The following is a 17,542-nucleotide window of genomic DNA, read 5'->3' as shown; positions in this document are numbered from 1 at the left end:
GCCCCGACTATCTGCGGGGCCTTCGACTCTTCGATTTGCGGAACGTTTTTTTTCGACGAAATGCTGGAAGACATGCCTGAAAGAACAGCGCCAACAACACGGCGACCAAACACAATGCGACCAGGAACAAGAAGAAACGGACGACCAAAAACGCAAGAAACAACACACAGGCAAAGCAAACGGCACCTAGAAGTACGAGTGCTACACGTTCGCGCATGTTCATCACCGCCAGAGGATCGTACATAGCCACCATTTTCTCGCTTCCTCCATATGTATGGTCCGCCTGAGTGCGATGTTCCGGAGCGATAGCAATATTGTACCGCGAAATCACAGATAATAGGCCGGACAGACCACTTGCCTGCCTCAATCGGATTTCCACCGGGCACAAAGCCGGTGTCACAGTATGTATTGGAGGGTCGCAATGTCCACATCATTCTTGTTCGCCGATCACGTCATTACCGTCTGGGAACCGCTACGCGCTCAAGTCGTATCCGAAACAGAATGCGTGATCAAGCTGGCGCCGATTCATGCACCTACGGGTCTAAAAACAGCCGACATGGCCCGGGCGGCAGGATTAGATATCCCACAGCCCATCGGGATGCTGATATATGACTTCGCGCACGATGCGTTCCGGCTTGAGGATATGTTGGAGCCAGTCCACATGGGCCTGAAAGCACACCCGCAACGCACGACCTATGCTGTTCATCTAACCCTCGATGAACTTTGACGTTCCTCACTTCTCATCGTGCAAATCATTGCCATCACCGCTGTCCTTTACAGATGCGGTTTATCTCGGTGGGTTTCTGTGCAGAGGTGGGGCTACAAGCCACCCCTTTGCTTTGACAATTCGCAGTAGCCGAATGCCGTACTGCGCGAAACTTATATGAACCTTTCCAAACATCACCGCGATGTCCTCACGTATACTCGAGCCCATGATCTGGCTGCACGCGACCAAACATCCCGCCACATCGGCAGTTAAATTTGCGGCGATTTGAGGGTCGATGATCCTGGCGCCGGCCGGGATGCTCTCCAGTGCCACTTTCGGTTGATCAGGTGGAGATGGCGGGAGTCCTACGCCGTTTTCTTTCAAAACCTCAGTCACTTGTTCGCTATGTTCATGAATACTTTTGAGAATGTCCTCAACAAATTTGCGTAAATCCGTGTCTCCGGCGTGATTGACATAGATCTGGTACATTGAGTAAAGTCCCTTAAGAATCAGCAGGAAAGCCCACAAGCCATACACTTCACCATAGTGCATCGGCTCGTCCTTTGGGTTTCCACTCAAAATGCCCACGTGATCCCCTCCGCCGCAAGTCGACTTGTAACGAATCGCTCCGATTCATCAGTAGGGTCGTCTAACCGACAAGGATTTAACCTATTCGTTTGAGGAGCAGAGTACCAGAGACGAGGCGGGCCCACGACTGCGCCCAAGTCCAACACCACACATCCAACACCACACAAAATAGAAAAAGCCCATGCAAGCTGCATGGGCTTAGTCGACCATCGAGTATTAGAGTTTAACAACGTTCGCTGCTTGTGGACCCTTCGGGCCTTCAACGATGTCGAATTCTACGCGTTGACCTTCGTCAAGAGTTCTAAAGCCGTTAGTTTGAATTGCGCTGAAGTGTACGAATACGTCGTCTCCGCCTTCAACTTCAATAAAGCCAAAGCCTTTTTCACTGTTGAACCATTTTACTGTACCCTGTTGCAAAAAAATTCCTCCACGGTGCGAAACGCACACTATCAATTTACACAAAAGCTGCCTTTCCGACCCAAGGCCGGATAAACGGCTCAAGCATCAAAACAGGTCATGCAGTTGGTATTCAAATTTATTGTATACTTAGTTGCACCACGTTGTCAACGTGAATGACTTACGCGCTGAATGTGTCGACGAAGTGCCAACCAGGGAGCGCCTATCGCCTTCATCCGTTGAACTCCGTGTATAATGCCCCTTGATGCGACACATCATAGTCCTAGCCGATGAAATTGATGCGTTCAGAGGATTCCTTGCCTTTGGAGGCTCCCGAGTCATCGTCTGTTCGTGTACCCCAGCAACTCATATGCATCGAGGTGAAAAGTCGTGCCGATTATCCAAGTCATATCGGAAATCGCAACTGCGACATGGCCTGGCTGGTTGGAACAAATATCAATATGGTTTGAATCCGCTCCCTAATTTTTCAGAAGTTATTTTCCATCTCACGCATGTCGTGCCCATCCGTTTTGAAAAAGTCCCGGATAGTTCACCTACCTTCCTCACACCAGGTCTCGCCGCCTGGCCTTCCAATCAGGGTGCCATAATGGAAATCTTGATGTATGGTATTTTTATCTCGATTGCGGGAGGTCAGAAAATGGTTGAACACGTGGTGATATTTAAATTTGGTCCCGAGACGACGGACGAGCAACTCGATGAGTGCATTCGCAGGGCACGCGCGCTGCAAAATGAAATACCAGGAATTGTGGATTTCGTGGCGGGCCGCGATTTCTCCGGCCGGAATCAGGGGTTTCAGGTAGGCTTAACGGCTCGATTTGAGGACCGAGCTGCGCTCGCGAATTACACCCCACATCCGAAGCATCAGGAATTTGTTCAATTTACGATGGACATTGGCCGACAAGACATCATTGTCCTCGATTATGACATCTAATCGCCACCGCTTCATGACGAAACTCCCCCGTGCGCTCGCACAGGGGAGTTTGTCAGTCACTCCAACTGATATTTGGTGCTGTCGGAATAGGCCCAAACGACCCACATGATATAGTACACAATGCTCAAGAATATGGCGAAAAGAACCCACGCGCCATGTTTTCCATAAGCGTGCAGGAGTTTGACTTGCCAAATAATCGCAAATACGATGTTTGCAATCGGTACGAGATACATGAGAATCCACCAACCGCTCTTATGAATGAGTCGGAGTTGGAGGATGGCGAATAGAATCGGCACCCAAGCAAACCAGGCAATATCCCCGCGGCCCGCCAATTTACTCAACCGAAAAAAGGCGATGCCTGTAAGTACGTACCCAACGATTCCAAAGACGCAATCCAATACAAGCACTACATCTCTCTCCCACATGCGATTCAGCCGTCAAGGTATCTGCTCAACTCGCTCCTTTCACGACGGTCGGCCTCTGTACTGCTACCTTATGCATGGGACCTCGTCGTACAACACCCGACATAAAATCCCTCGCATTGGAAAAGATCTCTCTGGGAGTGTGGTACTGTGAACCACCTGAACTTCGCCAATCACCTGGGTTTCGATACGTGGGATAAGTTGCTAGAGGCATCGGAGTGTATCGCGTTCGAGCGGGATCGCGTTTGGTACATCACGCAAACAAACACGTGGTACAAATGGGTCGTATGGAACACGGAGTATGACATGTTTTACAACCATGAGACGAGGCAAGACGCCCTGTCCTCCATGAAATGGCTGTTCGACAAATTGCACATCGATTTGACCGCGTGGCGCGCGCAGGAACCTTTCGACGCCGTGCACGCCGAATTTCTCGGCATCATAAACACGCGACTATCGTAACCGGCAAACCGACCGCAGACTGCTTGTACAGTCTCGACACCCAGAGGACACCCACCGAGTGAACGGGAAAGACGTTGGGTGTCCTCTGAGCACAGATTCACCTAACAAAGTATTGGTAATAGTGAACGTGCTGCCATTGTTGAAATTTGAAACCAACCTCTCGTAAACAACCCACATATTGAAATCCGAGGGATTCGTGCAGTCTCATACTGGCTTCGTTGCCATCTGTGATCCCGGCCACGATGGAGTGATAGCCAAGCTTTGAAGTGCGGCTCAATAAGTCGTTCATCAGCGCTCTTCCGATTCCCTGGCCGTGAAACCTGTCATGGATATATACGGAGCATTCGGCCGTATATTGATACGCGGGCTTTTCTCGGAACTTCGACAATGACGCATATCCGACCACTTGATCTTGCACCTGTGCTACGATGAGTGGGTATCGTCCGCCGTAATGGGAAAACCACTCCGTTCGCTGCGCCAAGGTCTGCTCTTCCAAATCAAATGTCGCAGCGGAGTTCCTCACAGATTGATTGTAGATTTCCAACAAGAACGGTAAATCGTCCATAACTGAATCGCGGATCTGCATTGTCATCCCCCACGGGAGTCGCCTCTGCACTCGGACTGGCGACGAATATTGAATGGTTCATGGCGAGGTACACTCAGGCTTTGTCGTCTAGCGCTCGTTCGCTTGTGTACCGGCAAGTCCAAGAACCGGTGCGATCTCGGTCAATGCCGCGATGATAAATGCGATGTGCTCGTCGAGTACTACCTGTAGTTCCTCGGCCCCCCGATAGACGTCTTCGCGATTTACACCACGAGCGAAAGCCCTTGTCCTTAAGTTTTTTCTTTACGCTCTTCACCTCTACCTCAGCGATGTTTTTGCTGGGGCGGACCATTGCCATAGCCATGACAAATCCCGAAATTTCCCTGTTCGCCGACATCATGAATATGTAAAGATGATCCACGTCCGACGACGGGCGTGGAAGATAGCCACCTACGCTACAAGATTAGCTGATAGGCGGATATCTAGCGACGTCGCGACCGGATCGCGTTGTTGGATATTGTACCTCGAAGGCCGCCCGCGGAATAGGGCAACTGGCTTGCGATGGTCCCCGACCTTTGTGCAAAGTGTCCGGCAATACTGTCCCATCGCGCAAACGGCGGTATATACTCAATACCGTGGTGGGTAAACAGAGGTGACGAATGGTCATAGCAGCCGCCGCAACTAGGAATAAACGGGGGTTAATTGATGCGATATATCGACAATGGCGGGATTACAGATGCTTCGTTGAATCTGGCGATTGAGGAATACGCTGTCATGAATCTCGATATTGACGAGACGTATTTGCTGTTTTACACGAACGCTCCGTCCATCATCATCGGCAAAAATCAGAATACATTTGAGGAAATCAATCTCGACTACGTTCGGGAGAACGATATCCGCGTCGTCCGGCGCTTATCCGGGGGCGGTGCGGTATATCACGATTTAGGCAATCTCAACTTCAGCTTTATCACGAAGAATGACGGAGACAGTTTTCGCAATTTCCGTCGATTTACAGAACCGATGGTACAAGCGTTGCGGGCTATGGGTGTGAACGCAGAATTGACTGGACGCAACGATTTGCAAATCGGAGATAAAAAGATCTCGGGGAACGCCCAATTCACGACGCGTGGGCGCATGTTCAGTCATGGTACGTTGATGTTTGACGTCAACCTGGACGATGTCGCAAAGGCGTTACAGGTCAAGCCCGACAAAATCGAATCAAAGGGAATCAAGTCCGTCCGGAGCCGCGTCGCGAACATCCGCGATTACTTGCGGGAAGACATGACCCTCGATGAGTTTCGCAGCGCACTGTTGCACACGATATTCCCTGCGTCACAGGTGCCTGAATACCAACTGACGAAATCGGATTGGGAAAATGTCTATCGGATTTCAAACGAGCGGTACCGCAGTTGGGACTGGAACTTTGGGAAATCTCCAGAGTTCAACAAACAAGTCTCGAGGCGATTCCCTATCGGATCCATCGATATCCGTATGACGATTAAGAGCGGCGTCATTGAAGCGTGTAAAATCTATGGCGACTTTTTTGGTATTGGAGAAATCCTGGACGTTGAGAACAGGCTTATCGGATGTCGCTACGACTATGACGAAATCCGAGCTGCGATGAGTGATGTCAACATCCAGGACTACTTTGGAAAAATTGACCTCGAGGACTTTCTCAGCCTTTTCTAATCAAAGTTTTACAACGTTGCGGTAGAGTAGGACGCTGGCAGGCGAATGAGATACTGGATGAAGGTAACCATACTCCCAACGACAATTGACTGGGAGTGAAACCGTGGAACACAACGCTCAATTGACATCCGCAGAATTGGGATATCTCTGGACCGCGTACATCACCGATACGGCGTCCATCTGCATTTTTAACCACTTTTTGCGGCACATCGACGATGCTGATATCCGCCTCATTCTGGAGCAAGCACGGAGTCAGTCGCGGGGGCATGTCGAGACGCTGGCACAGTTCTTCAATGAAGAAGGGTTTCCCGTTCCAAAAGGGTTTACGGACGACGACGTAAACCTAGACGCCCCCCGCTTGTTTACGGACGTGTTTTACATCCATTATCTCTATACCACAGCGATGACCAGTTTGACCGTATACGCGCTCGCAAAGTCGGCATCCACGCGGAAGGATGTTCGGCGCTACTTTTCTTCCTGCATCGGCGAAATGGATATTTTATACGACAACTGCGTCGCACTCATGTTGGCAAAGGGCGTGTACATACGTGCGCCAATCATCTCAATGCCGGACAAAGTGGACTTTGTGAAGAAACAGAGTTTTCTCTCCGGCTTTCGCGGTGAACGCCGAGTGCCGAGTATTGAATGCGCTCGAGATCACGCACTTGCACACGAACATTCAAAAGAACGTGCTCGGAAAGTGGCTCATTATCGGGTTCGCGCAAGTGGCAAAGTCACCGAAAGTTCGCCAGCATTTTGAACGAGGTAAGGAATTGGCCACCAAACATCTGAAAATCTTCACCGATGTTCTGCTAAGTGACGACCTTCCCGCGCCAACGCTGTCGGATACCTGCGTCACCGATTCGACGACTCAAACATTTTCAGACAAGCTGATGCTATTTCACATCAACGCCACGACAGCGGAGAGCATCGGAGACTACGGGATTGCGATTGGAGCCTCCCCGCGGCGCGACTTAACCTTGGCATACGGTCGATTGTTTAGCGAAATAGCGCTGTACGCCGATGATGGCGTAGAGATGATGATTGAACACGGCTGGTTTGAACAACCGCCCATGGCCGACAATCGAAAATCCCTGGCCCGGAAATGATAGAGGCGCTCTCATCTGAACAGTTCTTTGCCCAGGACGCGCATATAACCGATTTCACTACCTGGAAGTTCAGTTCTCCCATCCTTCAGTTGCAAATCGCACCCCCACGTAAGGACGGCTGTCTTCGGTCGTCCTGACTTATCGATCCTCCATTTGTCCATCAACTGCGGAAAGCCGTTCGACTCGATCACAAATCCCTTTAAATGCCAAACTCTTAAACAAATCATGAGCAACCGCCGTTTTCGGGCACGAACGGGGGTCACACAGCTTCTAGCCGGTAGGAAAAGTGATGTAGAATATAAGGCTGTCAGGCACTACAATACTACGATTTATCGGAGGATCACCATGCCGAAACATGGATTTCATCTCGCATTGGCTACAGCGTCGACTGCGGTCATCGCAACGCTGCTTTCCGGCTGCGGTAGTCAAGCACAGCAAACAACGGGGCCGAAGCCCCCTGCTACCGTTCCGAAGGAAACCTTGACGGCCGCTGCCAACGATTCGGCATACGCATATATCTCTGGACAGTGGGTGTACCTGCCACCTAGCACAACAAACAACGTGCCCTCTGATCCATTCCACGCTTTAGACTTTTCCACGAACGGAACTCCGACGGCCACCACCATCGGCAGTGATGGGAATATGTTCGATGGCAATCAGTCGTCGTTGTGGGAGTATGACAAAGGCTGGCAATCTGTATCTATCAATGGAGACACAAGTATTGGTGTGCACGCATGGTCCCCCACCAACACGCTGTACGCCGCGGCTGACGACGGTCAGACCCTAGGGATATGGTACTCCTCCAAAGGGCATTGGCACCTCGTCCAAGGCAGTTCATCCCTTGGGTACATTGAGTCCATCCAATGGTCACCTGCGGGTGTGCTGACCGTCACGTCCGAGGTTTCGGACGGATCTACGGCCGTTTCGCAGTACACAGGAGGACAGTGGAAACATCTAGATGATGCACATATGCCCTTTGCTGCGGACACATTACAGGTCTCGTGGTCGCCAAAGGGGGTCCTGACGGTAGCCACGAGCCAGCATGGCGTGTGGCAGTACACAAATGGCGTGTGGAGCCAGCCTGGTGGAAAGAGCCCCATCGACACGGTCGCGCAAGTGGGGTGGTCCCCACAAGGCGAACTCGTGATCTCGGGGAACACCAGTCAGTCGAGGGGCCTCTTTGCACTCGAAAACGGCACATGGACGAGTTTGGGCAGTTCGACGGCCGCCAGTCCGACACATGGCATCCTCGAGTTCGGATGGTCTCCTAGTGGGACACTTACCGTCAGTGATTCGACGACGGATAAAATCTACCAGTTGACCTCGGGGAAATGGGTCACCATTTGGGACAAGACTTCCCCGTCTGACCGGGACGCGAGTGCCCCGTCGTTTCAATGGTCCCCATCCGGCACGTTGACGTGCGACGGCGGCGACCTGGGCGGCCTCTGGCAGTATCAGAACGGAAAGTGGGTTCAAATCGGCGGAGATCAATCCCCATTTCGAAATGTGACATCGGTGATTTACGGCTGGTCGAAGTAAAAGGGGTTCCTTTTCGGAATGGATTGGGTGTGGTGTTATCGCAGGAGTGGCGCCTGATGGCACCTGACGGAACACCATGTCAACTACCCTCTGGGGGCGGCCGGGAGCACCGGCGCGCCCGCCCAAATTGAAAGGGGCCAGCCCGGAAGTCACCTACGATGACTTTCGGAATGGCCCCCATGTGAAAGGTGGACTCGCGCCAGCAAAGTCCTAAATATAGGATAATCAACACACCTCAAAAAATTATCAAATTTGTTTCCATCCTACATGGAATAGGTGACTCCGTTTGACACAAGACAGGGACAATTCTCCCGTACTGCTTTTTGATTTCGAACACCTGAGCGATACCGACGGATTGGTATTTACGAATCCAACTCGAGTGATTGAAGCGTTTCACGTGGACGATGTTCGACCGGCCCTTCTCAAAGTCGATGAGTTTGTCCGACAAGGGTTTTACGCCGCTGGATTCATCGCCTATGAGGCGGCTCCTGCGTTCGATCCCGCCCTCCGCACGCATCGAACCTCCCCTGGCCCACTGCTTTGGTTTGGCATCTTCAAACAACCGACATCGTCGCGACCGGCGCCACATGGGGACTACCATCTCGGCGACTGGATGCCCTCCATCGACGAACAAACCTACAACAATGATATCCACTCGATTCGATCCGCCATCGAACGTGGAGAAACGTACCAAGTGAATTACACCATGCGCCTTCACACGCAATTTCACGGCGATTCGCTCGCACTCTATGAATCGCTGAGATCGACGCAACAGGCACCGTTCTCAGCCTATGTGAACACCGGAGACAGCCAATTGGTATCGATGTCCCCAGAGTTGTTCTTTCAAGTCGCCGATGGAAAAATCACCACGCGCCCAATGAAAGGAACGGTTCCACGGGGGCGCTGGTTGGCCGAGGACGACGTTCAACGCAATCGGCTACGCGCCTCGGAGAAGGACCAGGCGGAAAACGTCATGATTGTGGATTTGTTGCGCAATGACCTATCGCGCATCGCGCGTCCCGGGTCAGTGCACGTCAAACAACTGTTCGAGATTGAACGGTATCCAACGGTGTTTCAGCTGACGTCGACCATCGAAGGCGATGTTCGCGACGGCACCCCCTTGGATTCCATCTTTTCGGCGCTGTTTCCGTGTGGATCGATAACGGGTGCTCCCAAAGTCTCGACGATGAACCTCATCACCCGATTGGAGAGCGAACCGCGTGGTGTGTACTGTGGGACGATGGGCTATATTGAGCCGAACGGGCGCGCGACATTCAATGTAGCGATTCGGACCATTCAATTGAGTGAGACCAGCGGTACGGCGGTGTATGGCACAGGGGGAGGCATCACGTGGGATTCGACTGCACATGGAGAGTATCAGGAGGCTTGGACAAAAGCTCGGGCGCTGACGGGGGGCTGGCAGCCATTTGAACTGTTGGAGACCATTCGTTACGAGCAGGGGCAGTATCGACTATTAGACCGTCACATCAGTCGCTTGAGGGCATCTGCAGAGTACTTCGCCTTCCCCTGCGACGAATCGCAAATCCTCAAGGATTTGCGGCATTACGCGAAGTCTCTACCGTGCAATCCCCCTCACCGCGTCCGCTTACTGGTTTCGCGCGAGGGGCACATCCACCTAGAGAGTTCGCCGATGGGCGCGGAAATCACGACATCGCAGCCGGTGGTCTTAGCGAAGCACGCAATTGATTCGTCAAGTCCGTTCCTGTACCACAAAACCACCCATCGAGACGTGTACGATATACATCGAAAGATGTTTCCACAAGTGTTTGACGTGCTGCTCTGGAACGAACATGGCGAACTTACGGAGTTTACGATTGGGAATCTCGTCCTGGAGATCGGGGATGAAAAATGGACTCCCGCGAAGGAATCCGGATTACTCGCGGGGACGCTTCGCGACGACCTGATTGAGTCCGGGATTCTCAAAGAACGCCGCCTGACACTGGACGACCTTCGGAAGGCCAATCAAGCTTGGCTCATCAATAGCGTCAGAGGCTGGGTCAAGGTTCACATCGTCGAACCCGAGCCAGCTCGATAGCTTCGTTCTGACGGAATCGTCAGAAGCAAAAACAAAGCCGTCCGGCCAATGTTGCGCCCGACGGCTTTGAACCACTTACTGCAGGAGCTGTCCTTGCTGTCCTTGCTGTCCTTGCTGTCCTTGCTGTCCTTGCTGTCCTTGCTGTCCTTGCTGTAATTGCTGTAATTGCATGTATTGTTGTCCTAAAGTCTGGAATTGCTTCCCCTGTTCTTGATTGGTCCTCAATTGTTGTTCAGACTGTTCGATGAGCATGTTCATCTGCGACAGAACCTGACTGGTTTGAAGGTATTTCACCGCTTGACCAAGCAGTTGCACCGCCTGTTGAATGGACTGTTGCAATTGTTGATAGGCCTGCTGTTGTTGCTGCTGTGATATCTGACCAAACTCGCGTAATTGTTTCAACAGGTCGTTCGAATCCGACTCTGGTTCATCTTGCGACTCGTCTGACCTCTCCAATTGTCGGATCATCTGTTTCATCAGAACCACCTGATTCCGAAGACCCGACATCTCTTCACCAAACTCTGCACGGAAATTTCTTGCCGCCTGGTCGGCGAGTTTCCGAATTTCCTTTTCTGCTTCCTGGTCCACTGCGCGCCCTCCTCTGGATTCCTCTACCTGTTATGTATGATGAACAATCTGGAAATTTATAAACGATTCGAGAGCGTATTTTCCTGTTTGCATTCGAACGTGCCGCTTTCACCCGTGCTACAAAAGAGTGGAATGGCGGCTATTTGAGTGGAAATCTGTTACAAAAATATGCCGCTGCCGAAAGCAGCGGCCACAGTTTATGGCATGAAGGGGAATGTGAATCATGGAAAGCACCACTTGCTCCTGAGAACCAGTGTATACCGGGGACTTTGAAATTTACTTGAAAGTCCATCGAAGTCGCCCGACATTCGTGTCGATATTTGTCACGAGATGACGAATAAGACGCTTTCTCGAAGGCACACTGTAATCAATCAACCTATAGGGGGTCATCTAATATGGCAACACAACAACGAGAAATTGATTTCTGGTGCATCTCGTGCGCTCGAACAGATGAAGTATGAAATTGCGTCCGAGTTTGGCGTTCAACTCGGGGCGGATACCAGCGCACGCCAAAACGGTAGTGTCGGTGGAGAGATCACGAAGCGCCTCGTGGCCTTCGCAGAACAGTCGCTATCCGGGCGAACAAGCCGTTAACACCCACAGAACGCAAAAAGCGCCACTGAGGAGCAGCGAACAGCTCGGCTTCTCTGTGGCGCTTTTTTGACCTGCAGCCCTTTCATCCGTACCGCCTACGGCGCTGTCGGAGACGGGAATGAGGTCACGGGACAATAAAAATAAAAAGCCCATGCGAAATATCATTCCGCATGGGCGTAACAGCTAATTAAAGCTTGTAAACGTTAGCAGCTTGAGGACCCTTTGGACCTTCAACGATTTCAAACTCTACAGCCTGTCCTTCGTCCAACGTTTTAAACCCGTTGCCTTGGATTGCACTGAAGTGTACGAATACATCGTCGCCGCCTTCAACTTGGATGAAGCCAAAGCCTTTTTCTGCGTTGAACCACTTAACTGTTCCCTGTTGCATGTAGTAATTCCTCCATGGTGCCAAAGCACACTTTCAATTTACACAAAAGCCATTTCTCAAACCCAATCGAGCAGAGAAAAAGGGCTCATGTATCGAAGCAAATCATGCAGTTGGTATCTTAATCAATGTACACCCAAATTCCCACGGTGTCAACAACTGATCCAACCGCTGTCGGTGTCGCAGAACACGTTTACCATCACACCTGTGACACTTCTATTATAGTCCTACACGACCAGATTATTCGCATACATTCCGAGAAATACTCAACACTCATCAATAGCTTCCTGTTCTTTGGTATCCGCCGCGGCCAAGTCTATTTCCTTCGCAATGTCCCTGAGTTTAAAAAACACAGGGTCGTCAATCAATCTTCCTTTGTTCGAACGATAATCGCTGGATTCCAGGTAATCTATAATTTGCCAGAGTGTATACACGTGTTGGGCCCCCACCTCTGCCTAGTCATCAAATTCGTTCCTCACAGGATGACACAGGACCCACTGTTCCATACCGCGCACGGCATTGCACCACTCCAAAGGGAGGCATCAGTTTGGCTGATCCGGCGCTAACAACCCAGGTGATTCCATGCAAAAGAGCGCCCCCCTTGTTTGGGAGCGCTCCTTTGACCAGTCATCCGATTACTTCGCGAATACAAGATCACCGATCTGTGTAATCGTCGGTTGCGTACGCACCCAACTGGATGCCGGTGTTTGCGACGGGTTGTAGAAGACCAACGCGCCTGGGACTTCATCATCTTGCGTTTCAAGCACTTTTTGTGCCGCAGCGATACTGGATGCATTTGGCGTTTGATAGATATAACCGTTAGGAACACAAGAGAATTGGTAGTGTCCGTCGGCAATTTGGAAGACGACATCGTACACCGTGTTACCATACGATCCGTTGGCCAACCGATGCATGATCACGTCGCCCACAGCTACCTGTGCCTCCTGTGATTCTCCGCCTGCCTCCGCATTGATGATGTGTTCCATCCAGTACAGGTTCTGTTGCGCCGTCGTACTCGTCGTCGCACTCTCTGTTGCATTTGTCGTAGGGAGCTTTAGAACCGTTCCGACCAATAAATCCTCCGGGTTTGCAGACGCAGACGGATTCGCACTTTCCAGGGACTGTAGGGAAATTCCACGGGCGTGAGCAATTTTCCATAGCGAATCTCCTGGTTGTACGGTTACTGTGTTGGTTGCGGCAAACGCCGGAGTCAAAGTCAGACCCCAAGCGGCAGCGGCTGTAAAGGCACCTACAAACATACGTGACAAACGCATCATATTCATCCTCTCGTGTTTGCCTCCGAGGTTAGTTGTCGGGTTCGGATGACGAGCCACCCGTCGCAGTGTTGCGATTGACCCCAGGTCTATCGACCAAAAATCCCCCGTACATCGACCTAGTCGACGATTCGGCTCGTGGTTGTCGCACGTTTGAGACGAGTGTACAGAACATCCGTTATGAGGTCACCCCTTAAAATCTTCCTTCCATGAAAAATGCTTACTGCTTCAGGCACCCACACGGGTGTACTAGACTTGGATTCGATTTGAATCGGGGAGCGATTTGGAGGACAATAGACCTCAGAAGGAGCGATTGACTTGGCCAAACATCAACTGTCTGGGATACACGCCCTCGTCACAGGTGCATCGAGTGGATTAGGCTATGCCATGGCCTATGCCCTGCTCAAGGAAGGTGCCACAGTGGCCGTGTCCTCGCGTGGAGGACAAAAGTTGTCCAATGTGGTGCAAGGTTTTCGACAGGAAGGTCTCGACGCACACGAGTTATCTATCGACGTCCGATCCGCCTCGAGTATCGAAGCGGCAAAGGACTGGGTGACCAGCAAGTTGGGGAAACTCGACGTCCTCGTCAACAACGCGGGTATCGGGATGCGCACCGTCAATCCAAAGTTCCTGTTCGATCCAAAGCCGTTTTACGAGGTGTCTCCGGAAGGGTTCCGGGACCTAATCGATACGAATTTGACCGGATACTTTCTCGTGTCTCGCGCGTTCGCGCCGATGATGGTGAAAGAGGGGGATGGCCGCATCATCAATATTTCCATGAACCACGAGACGATGCGCCGAAAAGGATTCGTACCTTATGGCCCATCCAGAGCCGGGGCAGAATCGTTGTCCTACATTATGGCCGAAGATTTGCGCGATAGTGGAGTGGCGGTCAACGTGCTCCTGCCAGGAGGCGCTACGCGTACGGGCATGTTACCGGATGAGTACGGCGAGGTGTACGATTCCATGCCAAACATTCTCTCCCCAGACGTTATGGCCCGTCCCATCGTCTTTCTAGCGTCCCCTGAGGCCGCTGATATCACTGGTGAACGCATTGTCGCCACAGAGTTCGACCAGTGGCTGCAACGCCACGTCAGCAGATGATGCTTCTTACGGACAAAAAAGGGGGCCGTAACAGGGTATCGGAAGACGACTCTGTTACGACCCGAAGTGACTGAAAGGGGAAGCATTGGCGCGTTAGGCAGACCCAATGTCTGAATCAAATGTAACGGACCAACATCAAGCCCCCATTGAACTTTTGTTAAGTGTTTGTATATCTCCACACGAACCTATCCTGAGCGTTCACTCCACTTGTGGCTTCTGTCCTATCGGTGCATCTCCCGACGCCCTGTCGCTGCTCGCAAAGTACTCTTTTCCCTTCAAGCGAACTTCGGGCAAGAAAAATGTTCCAATAAACGTAAGGCACCCAAATATGAGTCCGACGAGGAACAAGTGGTGTACACCTGTAGTCAGAGACACCTTTACCGCGTGAATCAATTGATTGTACAGGGTTTGACCCGCACTGCCCATGCTCGCAAACTTGGACTTCAAGGCATGCTGCGCCTGCGCAGTGAGCAGTGCCTGCGGATCTAAGGAACTCAGCGTCGATTTCATCGCATTCAACTGTGCAGGCATGGTTTCATTCAATTTGTGTTGAAATCCGTTGTTCAGGACGGATCCAAAAATGGGTGATGCAATGACGCCGCCAAGAGAACTTACAAACTGCTGGGTTGAGTTCACGGTGCCCATCATTTCATATGGAAACGCATTTTGCACCGCGACGTTGAGAAGCGGCATGAGTGCTCCAATACCAAGTCCGAGAACCACCATGTAGATGATAACCGACCAGAAGTGCGTGTTGACGTTGAGCGTCGCCAACAGGATGAAGCCGACAATAATGATGGCCGAACTCACATTGGCGAGGCGGACATAACGGCCCGTTCGGGTCATGATTTGACCGGAGATGACGCTCGCGACGATAAACGAAATCATCATCGGCGACAACAAGAAGCCGCTGTTCGTCGCGTTGAGCCCAATGACGCCCTGCACGTAGGTCGGCAAATACATCATGCTGCCAAACATGCCCATCATCATAAAGATGCCGAGAATTAAGCTCATCGTAAAGATTCTCGACTTAAACAGCGTCGGTGTGAGCACAGGCTCCTTGGCACGGCGTTCCCACAAAAGGAACAGAACAAGGAGCACGACGCCTACCACAAAGAGAAGAATGATCTGCGACGACCCCCACGCGTACTTCGTTCCCGCCCACGTGAACCCAAGTAGAATCGGGATGAGTCCGATGATCATGAGGAGCGCACCAAACCAGTCCACCTGTACGCGATGTTCCGCCCGTACGCGCGGCAACGTCACGATGACGCCAATCAATGCGAGGACGGCAAACGGCAAGTTGATATAGAATACCCATCTCCAAGACAGAGAGTCTGTAATCCAACCGCCAAGTGCTGGTCCGATGATACTTGAGAGCCCAAAGACAGCTCCGATGACGCCCATCCAACGACCGCGTTCTTTGGGATCAAAAATATCGCCAATCGTGGCCCGAGGCATACTCATCATCGCACCGGCCCCAATTCCTTGAATTCCGCGCGCGATAACCAACTCGAGCATCGTGTGTGACAGGCCGGAGATGGCGGAACCAACGCCAAACATCACGAGGCCGAAAATGTAGAACGGTTTTCTCCCGAACACGTCGGAGAGCTTACCGTAGATTGGAACCGTGACCGCCGATGCCATCATGTACGCACTAAATAACCAGGAGTACAGATTAAGGCCGTTTAGCTTCGATACAATGGTCGGAATGGCGGTCGATACGACGGTCTGGTCCATCGAAGAAAAGAACATCGTCAACATGACTGTCGCCAACGCCCACCATCGGCGCCGGCCGACAATTTGATTAGTTCTCTGTACCGTTTCTGATGAACTTGCCACGGATTAGAGCCTCCACTCAAAAATTTTATTTTCACCATACTATATTTTAACCAATAAAGTTTTTTGCGCCAGCCCCAAATTAAGGCCGCGATCATCCCTGTAAAGTGGAGATAGCCCGCCACATCTACATCTTTAAACGGTTTGCGCGGATCTTGTGCGCTGGTCAAAAATGAAAATTTCGTGACGCCGTTGTTCTCCCGCCGTCTAGGTTGTAACCACGGCACTCGTGCACAATCTTTGGTCTAAAAAATTTTGTCCTCTTAAGGTATGTGGGGATCCAAAATTGGGAAGATTAATCGATGAGCATAGAGTAGAGTGAGCGAGATGCACGCGCCAGTGCGCTCACTCTACTCTCCCTTTCCCCCTAAACATCAGCTACCACGCGTTTGGTCGCACAAAGATGTGGCGGCGCCACAATAACGTGACGACTGGCCCCGCCAGTAGTGCTATGTAAATGAGGAGCCCCAGTGTTGCGTCGTGGCCACTTGAGCTAGATAGATAGGTCACCCATACGTCATACAACATATGCACACACATGATCAGTAAGATTCTTCCTGTCACGACGGTCATCAAAGCCAACAGAGCGCCCAGTCCGCTGAACAGGAACAGAGCCCGAACCCGATGCGTCTGGAACTCCAAGATGTGGCCGGCTCCGAACGACAGTGAGCTCAAGACAAAGGCCAGCGTGAAGGCGATACCACGAACGAAGGCATGATGCCAAAGTCCCCGACAAAATGCATACAAGACCACGAGCACGGCACCGATCATGCTCCAGCGCCACACTTCCTCCAACCCCGCAAAAACAGCGACGAGATAATCGCCTAAGCCGGGATGCTCAGGGACGTTCGATTGGCCGAAGCTGATCAGGGAGCTGATGAGTGCACTAAATGTCTGCACCAACGCGATGAAAAATGCGGGTAATACCAGGTATAGATACAATCTCCAGCCGAGTTTGGCGAGCTTTTTGCCGCGCAGGTGGTTCTCCCTCAGCGGATCATGGTCCCGAAATAGAGTTCGCCGAAAGTTGGGCAGCAGTACGAACAAGGACCCTACACTCGTCAATAAATACACGTCACTCGTCAGTTGGACCCACGCATCGGGCCCATTGTACAAGTTGGCAAACGTTCCAAATGCCGCGAAGAACATCATATAAACAATTTGCCACGGCCTGAGGCCCACGGCAAACCTCCGTGGTATATCGGTCCAGCGAGTCATTCGTCAGTCGCCTCCCTGGATGATTAGACTCCTCACTCTTGTAACACAAAACTACGCGTTGGTGAAACTCTTTTGCC

The 17,542-nt window shown here is 51.6% G+C and carries 22 protein-coding genes and 1 riboswitch; of the genes, 10 read left to right on the top strand and 12 right to left on the bottom strand.

Annotated elements, in window-relative coordinates:
• Nucleotides 1-7 precede the first annotated feature (7 nt).
• Nucleotides 8-367 (bottom strand): hypothetical protein, encoded by a 360-nt coding sequence (locus tag NZD89_RS08145; RefSeq protein ID WP_268007234.1) that lies wholly within the window; start codon nucleotides 365-367, stop codon nucleotides 8-10.
• Nucleotides 368-421: 54 nt separating this feature from the next.
• Here NZD89_RS08145 and NZD89_RS08140 point away from each other — a divergent pair, with 54 nt between their 5' ends.
• On the top strand, nucleotides 422-727 hold the full coding sequence (locus tag NZD89_RS08140; protein ID WP_268007233.1) for a hypothetical protein: 306 nt from the start codon (nucleotides 422-424) through the stop codon (nucleotides 725-727).
• Between the two features lie 60 nt (nucleotides 728-787).
• Here the strand turns inward: NZD89_RS08140 and NZD89_RS08135 are convergent, their stop codons facing one another.
• Entirely contained in the window at nucleotides 788-1,294 is a 507-nt protein-coding gene (locus NZD89_RS08135; RefSeq protein WP_268007232.1) for a DUF3231 family protein, read from the bottom strand.
• 216 nt (nucleotides 1,295-1,510) lie between these two features.
• Nucleotides 1,511-1,711, bottom strand: coding sequence for a cold-shock protein (locus NZD89_RS08130; RefSeq protein WP_268007231.1), 201 nt, complete (start codon nucleotides 1,709-1,711; stop codon nucleotides 1,511-1,513).
• A 637-nt stretch (nucleotides 1,712-2,348) separates the two neighbouring features.
• Between NZD89_RS08130 and NZD89_RS08125 the strand changes: the two genes are divergently transcribed.
• Nucleotides 2,349-2,642 carry a Dabb family protein gene (locus NZD89_RS08125; RefSeq protein WP_268007230.1) on the top strand — a complete coding sequence of 98 codons (294 nt, stop codon included), beginning with the start codon at nucleotides 2,349-2,351 and terminating at the stop codon, nucleotides 2,640-2,642.
• Nucleotides 2,643-2,698: 56 nt separating this feature from the next.
• Here NZD89_RS08125 and NZD89_RS08120 read toward each other — a convergent pair whose 3' ends face one another.
• Nucleotides 2,699-3,049, bottom strand: a complete 351-nt coding sequence (locus NZD89_RS08120; protein WP_268007229.1) for a DUF5684 domain-containing protein — start codon at nucleotides 3,047-3,049, stop codon at nucleotides 2,699-2,701.
• Between the two features lie 165 nt (nucleotides 3,050-3,214).
• Between NZD89_RS08120 and NZD89_RS08115 the strand changes: the two genes are divergently transcribed.
• On the top strand, nucleotides 3,215-3,526 hold the full coding sequence (locus NZD89_RS08115; RefSeq protein ID WP_268007228.1) for a hypothetical protein: 312 nt from the start codon (nucleotides 3,215-3,217) through the stop codon (nucleotides 3,524-3,526).
• A 97-nt stretch (nucleotides 3,527-3,623) separates the two neighbouring features.
• Here the strand turns inward: NZD89_RS08115 and NZD89_RS08110 are convergent, their stop codons facing one another.
• The gene (locus NZD89_RS08110; RefSeq protein ID WP_326492921.1) at nucleotides 3,624-4,112 is read right to left on the bottom strand and encodes a GNAT family N-acetyltransferase; all 489 of its coding nucleotides are present in this window, start codon (nucleotides 4,110-4,112) and stop codon (nucleotides 3,624-3,626) included.
• 663 nt (nucleotides 4,113-4,775) lie between these two features.
• Here NZD89_RS08110 and lplA point away from each other — a divergent pair.
• The 3 genes from lplA to NZD89_RS08095 all read left to right on the top strand — a co-directional run bounded on the left by lplA (nucleotide 4,776) and on the right by NZD89_RS08095 (nucleotide 6,868).
• Nucleotides 4,776-5,759 carry a lipoate--protein ligase gene (gene lplA, locus NZD89_RS08105; RefSeq protein WP_268007226.1) on the top strand — a complete coding sequence of 328 codons (984 nt, stop codon included), beginning with the start codon at nucleotides 4,776-4,778 and terminating at the stop codon, nucleotides 5,757-5,759.
• Nucleotides 5,760-5,862: 103 nt separating this feature from the next.
• Nucleotides 5,863-6,519 carry a DUF3231 family protein gene (locus tag NZD89_RS08100; RefSeq protein ID WP_268007225.1) on the top strand — a complete coding sequence of 219 codons (657 nt, stop codon included), beginning with the start codon at nucleotides 5,863-5,865 and terminating at the stop codon, nucleotides 6,517-6,519.
• A complete protein-coding gene (locus NZD89_RS08095; protein ID WP_268007224.1) occupies nucleotides 6,401-6,868 on the top strand; it encodes a DUF3231 family protein in 468 nt (155 codons plus the stop codon). The genes NZD89_RS08100 and NZD89_RS08095 overlap by 119 nt, the downstream gene beginning before the upstream one ends.
• Before the next feature lie 11 nt (nucleotides 6,869-6,879).
• Here NZD89_RS08095 and NZD89_RS08090 read toward each other — a convergent pair whose 3' ends face one another.
• The gene (locus NZD89_RS08090) at nucleotides 6,880-7,095 is read right to left on the bottom strand and encodes a hypothetical protein (protein ID WP_268007223.1); all 216 of its coding nucleotides are present in this window, start codon (nucleotides 7,093-7,095) and stop codon (nucleotides 6,880-6,882) included.
• 118 nt (nucleotides 7,096-7,213) lie between these two features.
• Here NZD89_RS08090 and NZD89_RS08085 point away from each other — a divergent pair, with 118 nt between their 5' ends.
• Complete coding sequence (locus NZD89_RS08085) at nucleotides 7,214-8,407, top strand: WD40 repeat domain-containing protein (RefSeq protein WP_268007222.1); 1,194 nt, start codon at nucleotides 7,214-7,216, stop codon at nucleotides 8,405-8,407.
• 286 nt (nucleotides 8,408-8,693) lie between these two features.
• Nucleotides 8,694-10,463, top strand: a complete 1,770-nt coding sequence (gene pabB / locus NZD89_RS08080) for an aminodeoxychorismate synthase component I (protein ID WP_268007221.1) — start codon at nucleotides 8,694-8,696, stop codon at nucleotides 10,461-10,463.
• Nucleotides 10,464-10,538: 75 nt separating this feature from the next.
• On the opposite strand, the gene NZD89_RS08075 is transcribed toward pabB, so the two are convergent.
• A complete protein-coding gene (locus NZD89_RS08075; RefSeq protein ID WP_268007220.1) occupies nucleotides 10,539-11,051 on the bottom strand; it encodes a hypothetical protein in 513 nt (170 codons plus the stop codon).
• A gap of 393 nt (nucleotides 11,052-11,444) precedes the next feature.
• Here NZD89_RS08075 and NZD89_RS08070 point away from each other — a divergent pair, with 393 nt between their 5' ends.
• Nucleotides 11,445-11,645, top strand: coding sequence for an alpha/beta-type small acid-soluble spore protein (locus NZD89_RS08070; RefSeq protein ID WP_268008430.1), 201 nt, complete (start codon nucleotides 11,445-11,447; stop codon nucleotides 11,643-11,645).
• A gap of 187 nt (nucleotides 11,646-11,832) precedes the next feature.
• On the opposite strand, the gene NZD89_RS08065 is transcribed toward NZD89_RS08070, so the two are convergent.
• The 3 genes from NZD89_RS08065 to NZD89_RS08055 all read right to left on the bottom strand — a co-directional run bounded on the left by NZD89_RS08065 (nucleotide 11,833) and on the right by NZD89_RS08055 (nucleotide 13,304).
• Nucleotides 11,833-12,033: a cold-shock protein gene (locus NZD89_RS08065; RefSeq protein ID WP_021296303.1), complete on the bottom strand. Its 201-nt coding sequence runs from the start codon at nucleotides 12,031-12,033 to the stop codon at nucleotides 11,833-11,835.
• A 263-nt stretch (nucleotides 12,034-12,296) separates the two neighbouring features.
• The gene (locus tag NZD89_RS08060; protein ID WP_268007219.1) at nucleotides 12,297-12,464 is read right to left on the bottom strand and encodes a hypothetical protein; all 168 of its coding nucleotides are present in this window, start codon (nucleotides 12,462-12,464) and stop codon (nucleotides 12,297-12,299) included.
• A 201-nt stretch (nucleotides 12,465-12,665) separates the two neighbouring features.
• Nucleotides 12,666-13,304 carry a cell wall hydrolase gene (locus NZD89_RS08055; RefSeq protein ID WP_268007218.1) on the bottom strand — a complete coding sequence of 213 codons (639 nt, stop codon included), beginning with the start codon at nucleotides 13,302-13,304 and terminating at the stop codon, nucleotides 12,666-12,668.
• 5 nt (nucleotides 13,305-13,309) lie between these two features.
• Nucleotides 13,310-13,451, bottom strand: a riboswitch (cyclic di-AMP (ydaO/yuaA leader).
• 171 nt (nucleotides 13,452-13,622) lie between these two features.
• On the opposite strand from NZD89_RS08055, the gene NZD89_RS08050 reads away from it, so the two are divergent.
• Nucleotides 13,623-14,408, top strand: a complete 786-nt coding sequence (locus tag NZD89_RS08050) for an SDR family NAD(P)-dependent oxidoreductase (RefSeq protein ID WP_268007217.1) — start codon at nucleotides 13,623-13,625, stop codon at nucleotides 14,406-14,408.
• Between the two features lie 198 nt (nucleotides 14,409-14,606).
• On the opposite strand, the gene NZD89_RS08045 is transcribed toward NZD89_RS08050, so the two are convergent.
• A complete protein-coding gene (locus NZD89_RS08045; protein ID WP_268007216.1) occupies nucleotides 14,607-16,250 on the bottom strand; it encodes an MDR family MFS transporter in 1,644 nt (547 codons plus the stop codon).
• Nucleotides 16,251-16,625: 375 nt separating this feature from the next.
• Nucleotides 16,626-17,465, bottom strand: coding sequence for a CPBP family glutamic-type intramembrane protease (locus tag NZD89_RS08040; RefSeq protein WP_268007214.1), 840 nt, complete (start codon nucleotides 17,463-17,465; stop codon nucleotides 16,626-16,628).
• Nucleotides 17,466-17,542: the final 77 nt, after the last annotated feature.

Source organism: Alicyclobacillus fastidiosus (assembly GCF_026651875.1).
Lineage (GTDB): Bacteria > Bacillota > Bacilli > Alicyclobacillales > Alicyclobacillaceae > Alicyclobacillus > Alicyclobacillus fastidiosus.
The sequence above is the reverse complement of the archived record's forward strand: the minus strand, read 5'-3'. Positions and strand labels throughout refer to the sequence as shown.

What these genes read in the sequence shown, in the direction of transcription:
- NZD89_RS08085 (WP_268007222.1), top strand. Translation starts at nt 7,214, where the DNA reads ATGCCGAAACATGGATTTCATCTCGCATTGGCTACAGCGTCGACTGCG.
- NZD89_RS08110 (WP_326492921.1), bottom strand. Translation starts at nt 4,112, where the DNA reads ATGCAGATCCGCGATTCAGTTATGGACGATTTACCGTTCTTGTTGGAA.
- NZD89_RS08090 (WP_268007223.1), bottom strand. Translation starts at nt 7,095, where the DNA reads ATGATTTGTTTAAGAGTTTGGCATTTAAAGGGATTTGTGATCGAGTCG.
- NZD89_RS08040 (WP_268007214.1), bottom strand. Translation starts at nt 17,465, where the DNA reads ATGACTCGCTGGACCGATATACCACGGAGGTTTGCCGTGGGCCTCAGG.
- NZD89_RS08055 (WP_268007218.1), bottom strand. Translation starts at nt 13,304, where the DNA reads ATGCGTTTGTCACGTATGTTTGTAGGTGCCTTTACAGCCGCTGCCGCT.
- NZD89_RS08125 (WP_268007230.1), top strand. Translation starts at nt 2,349, where the DNA reads ATGGTTGAACACGTGGTGATATTTAAATTTGGTCCCGAGACGACGGAC.
- NZD89_RS08140 (WP_268007233.1), top strand. Translation starts at nt 422, where the DNA reads ATGTCCACATCATTCTTGTTCGCCGATCACGTCATTACCGTCTGGGAA.
- lplA (WP_268007226.1), top strand. Translation starts at nt 4,776, where the DNA reads ATGCGATATATCGACAATGGCGGGATTACAGATGCTTCGTTGAATCTG.
- NZD89_RS08065 (WP_021296303.1), bottom strand. Translation starts at nt 12,033, where the DNA reads ATGCAACAGGGAACAGTTAAGTGGTTCAACGCAGAAAAAGGCTTTGGC.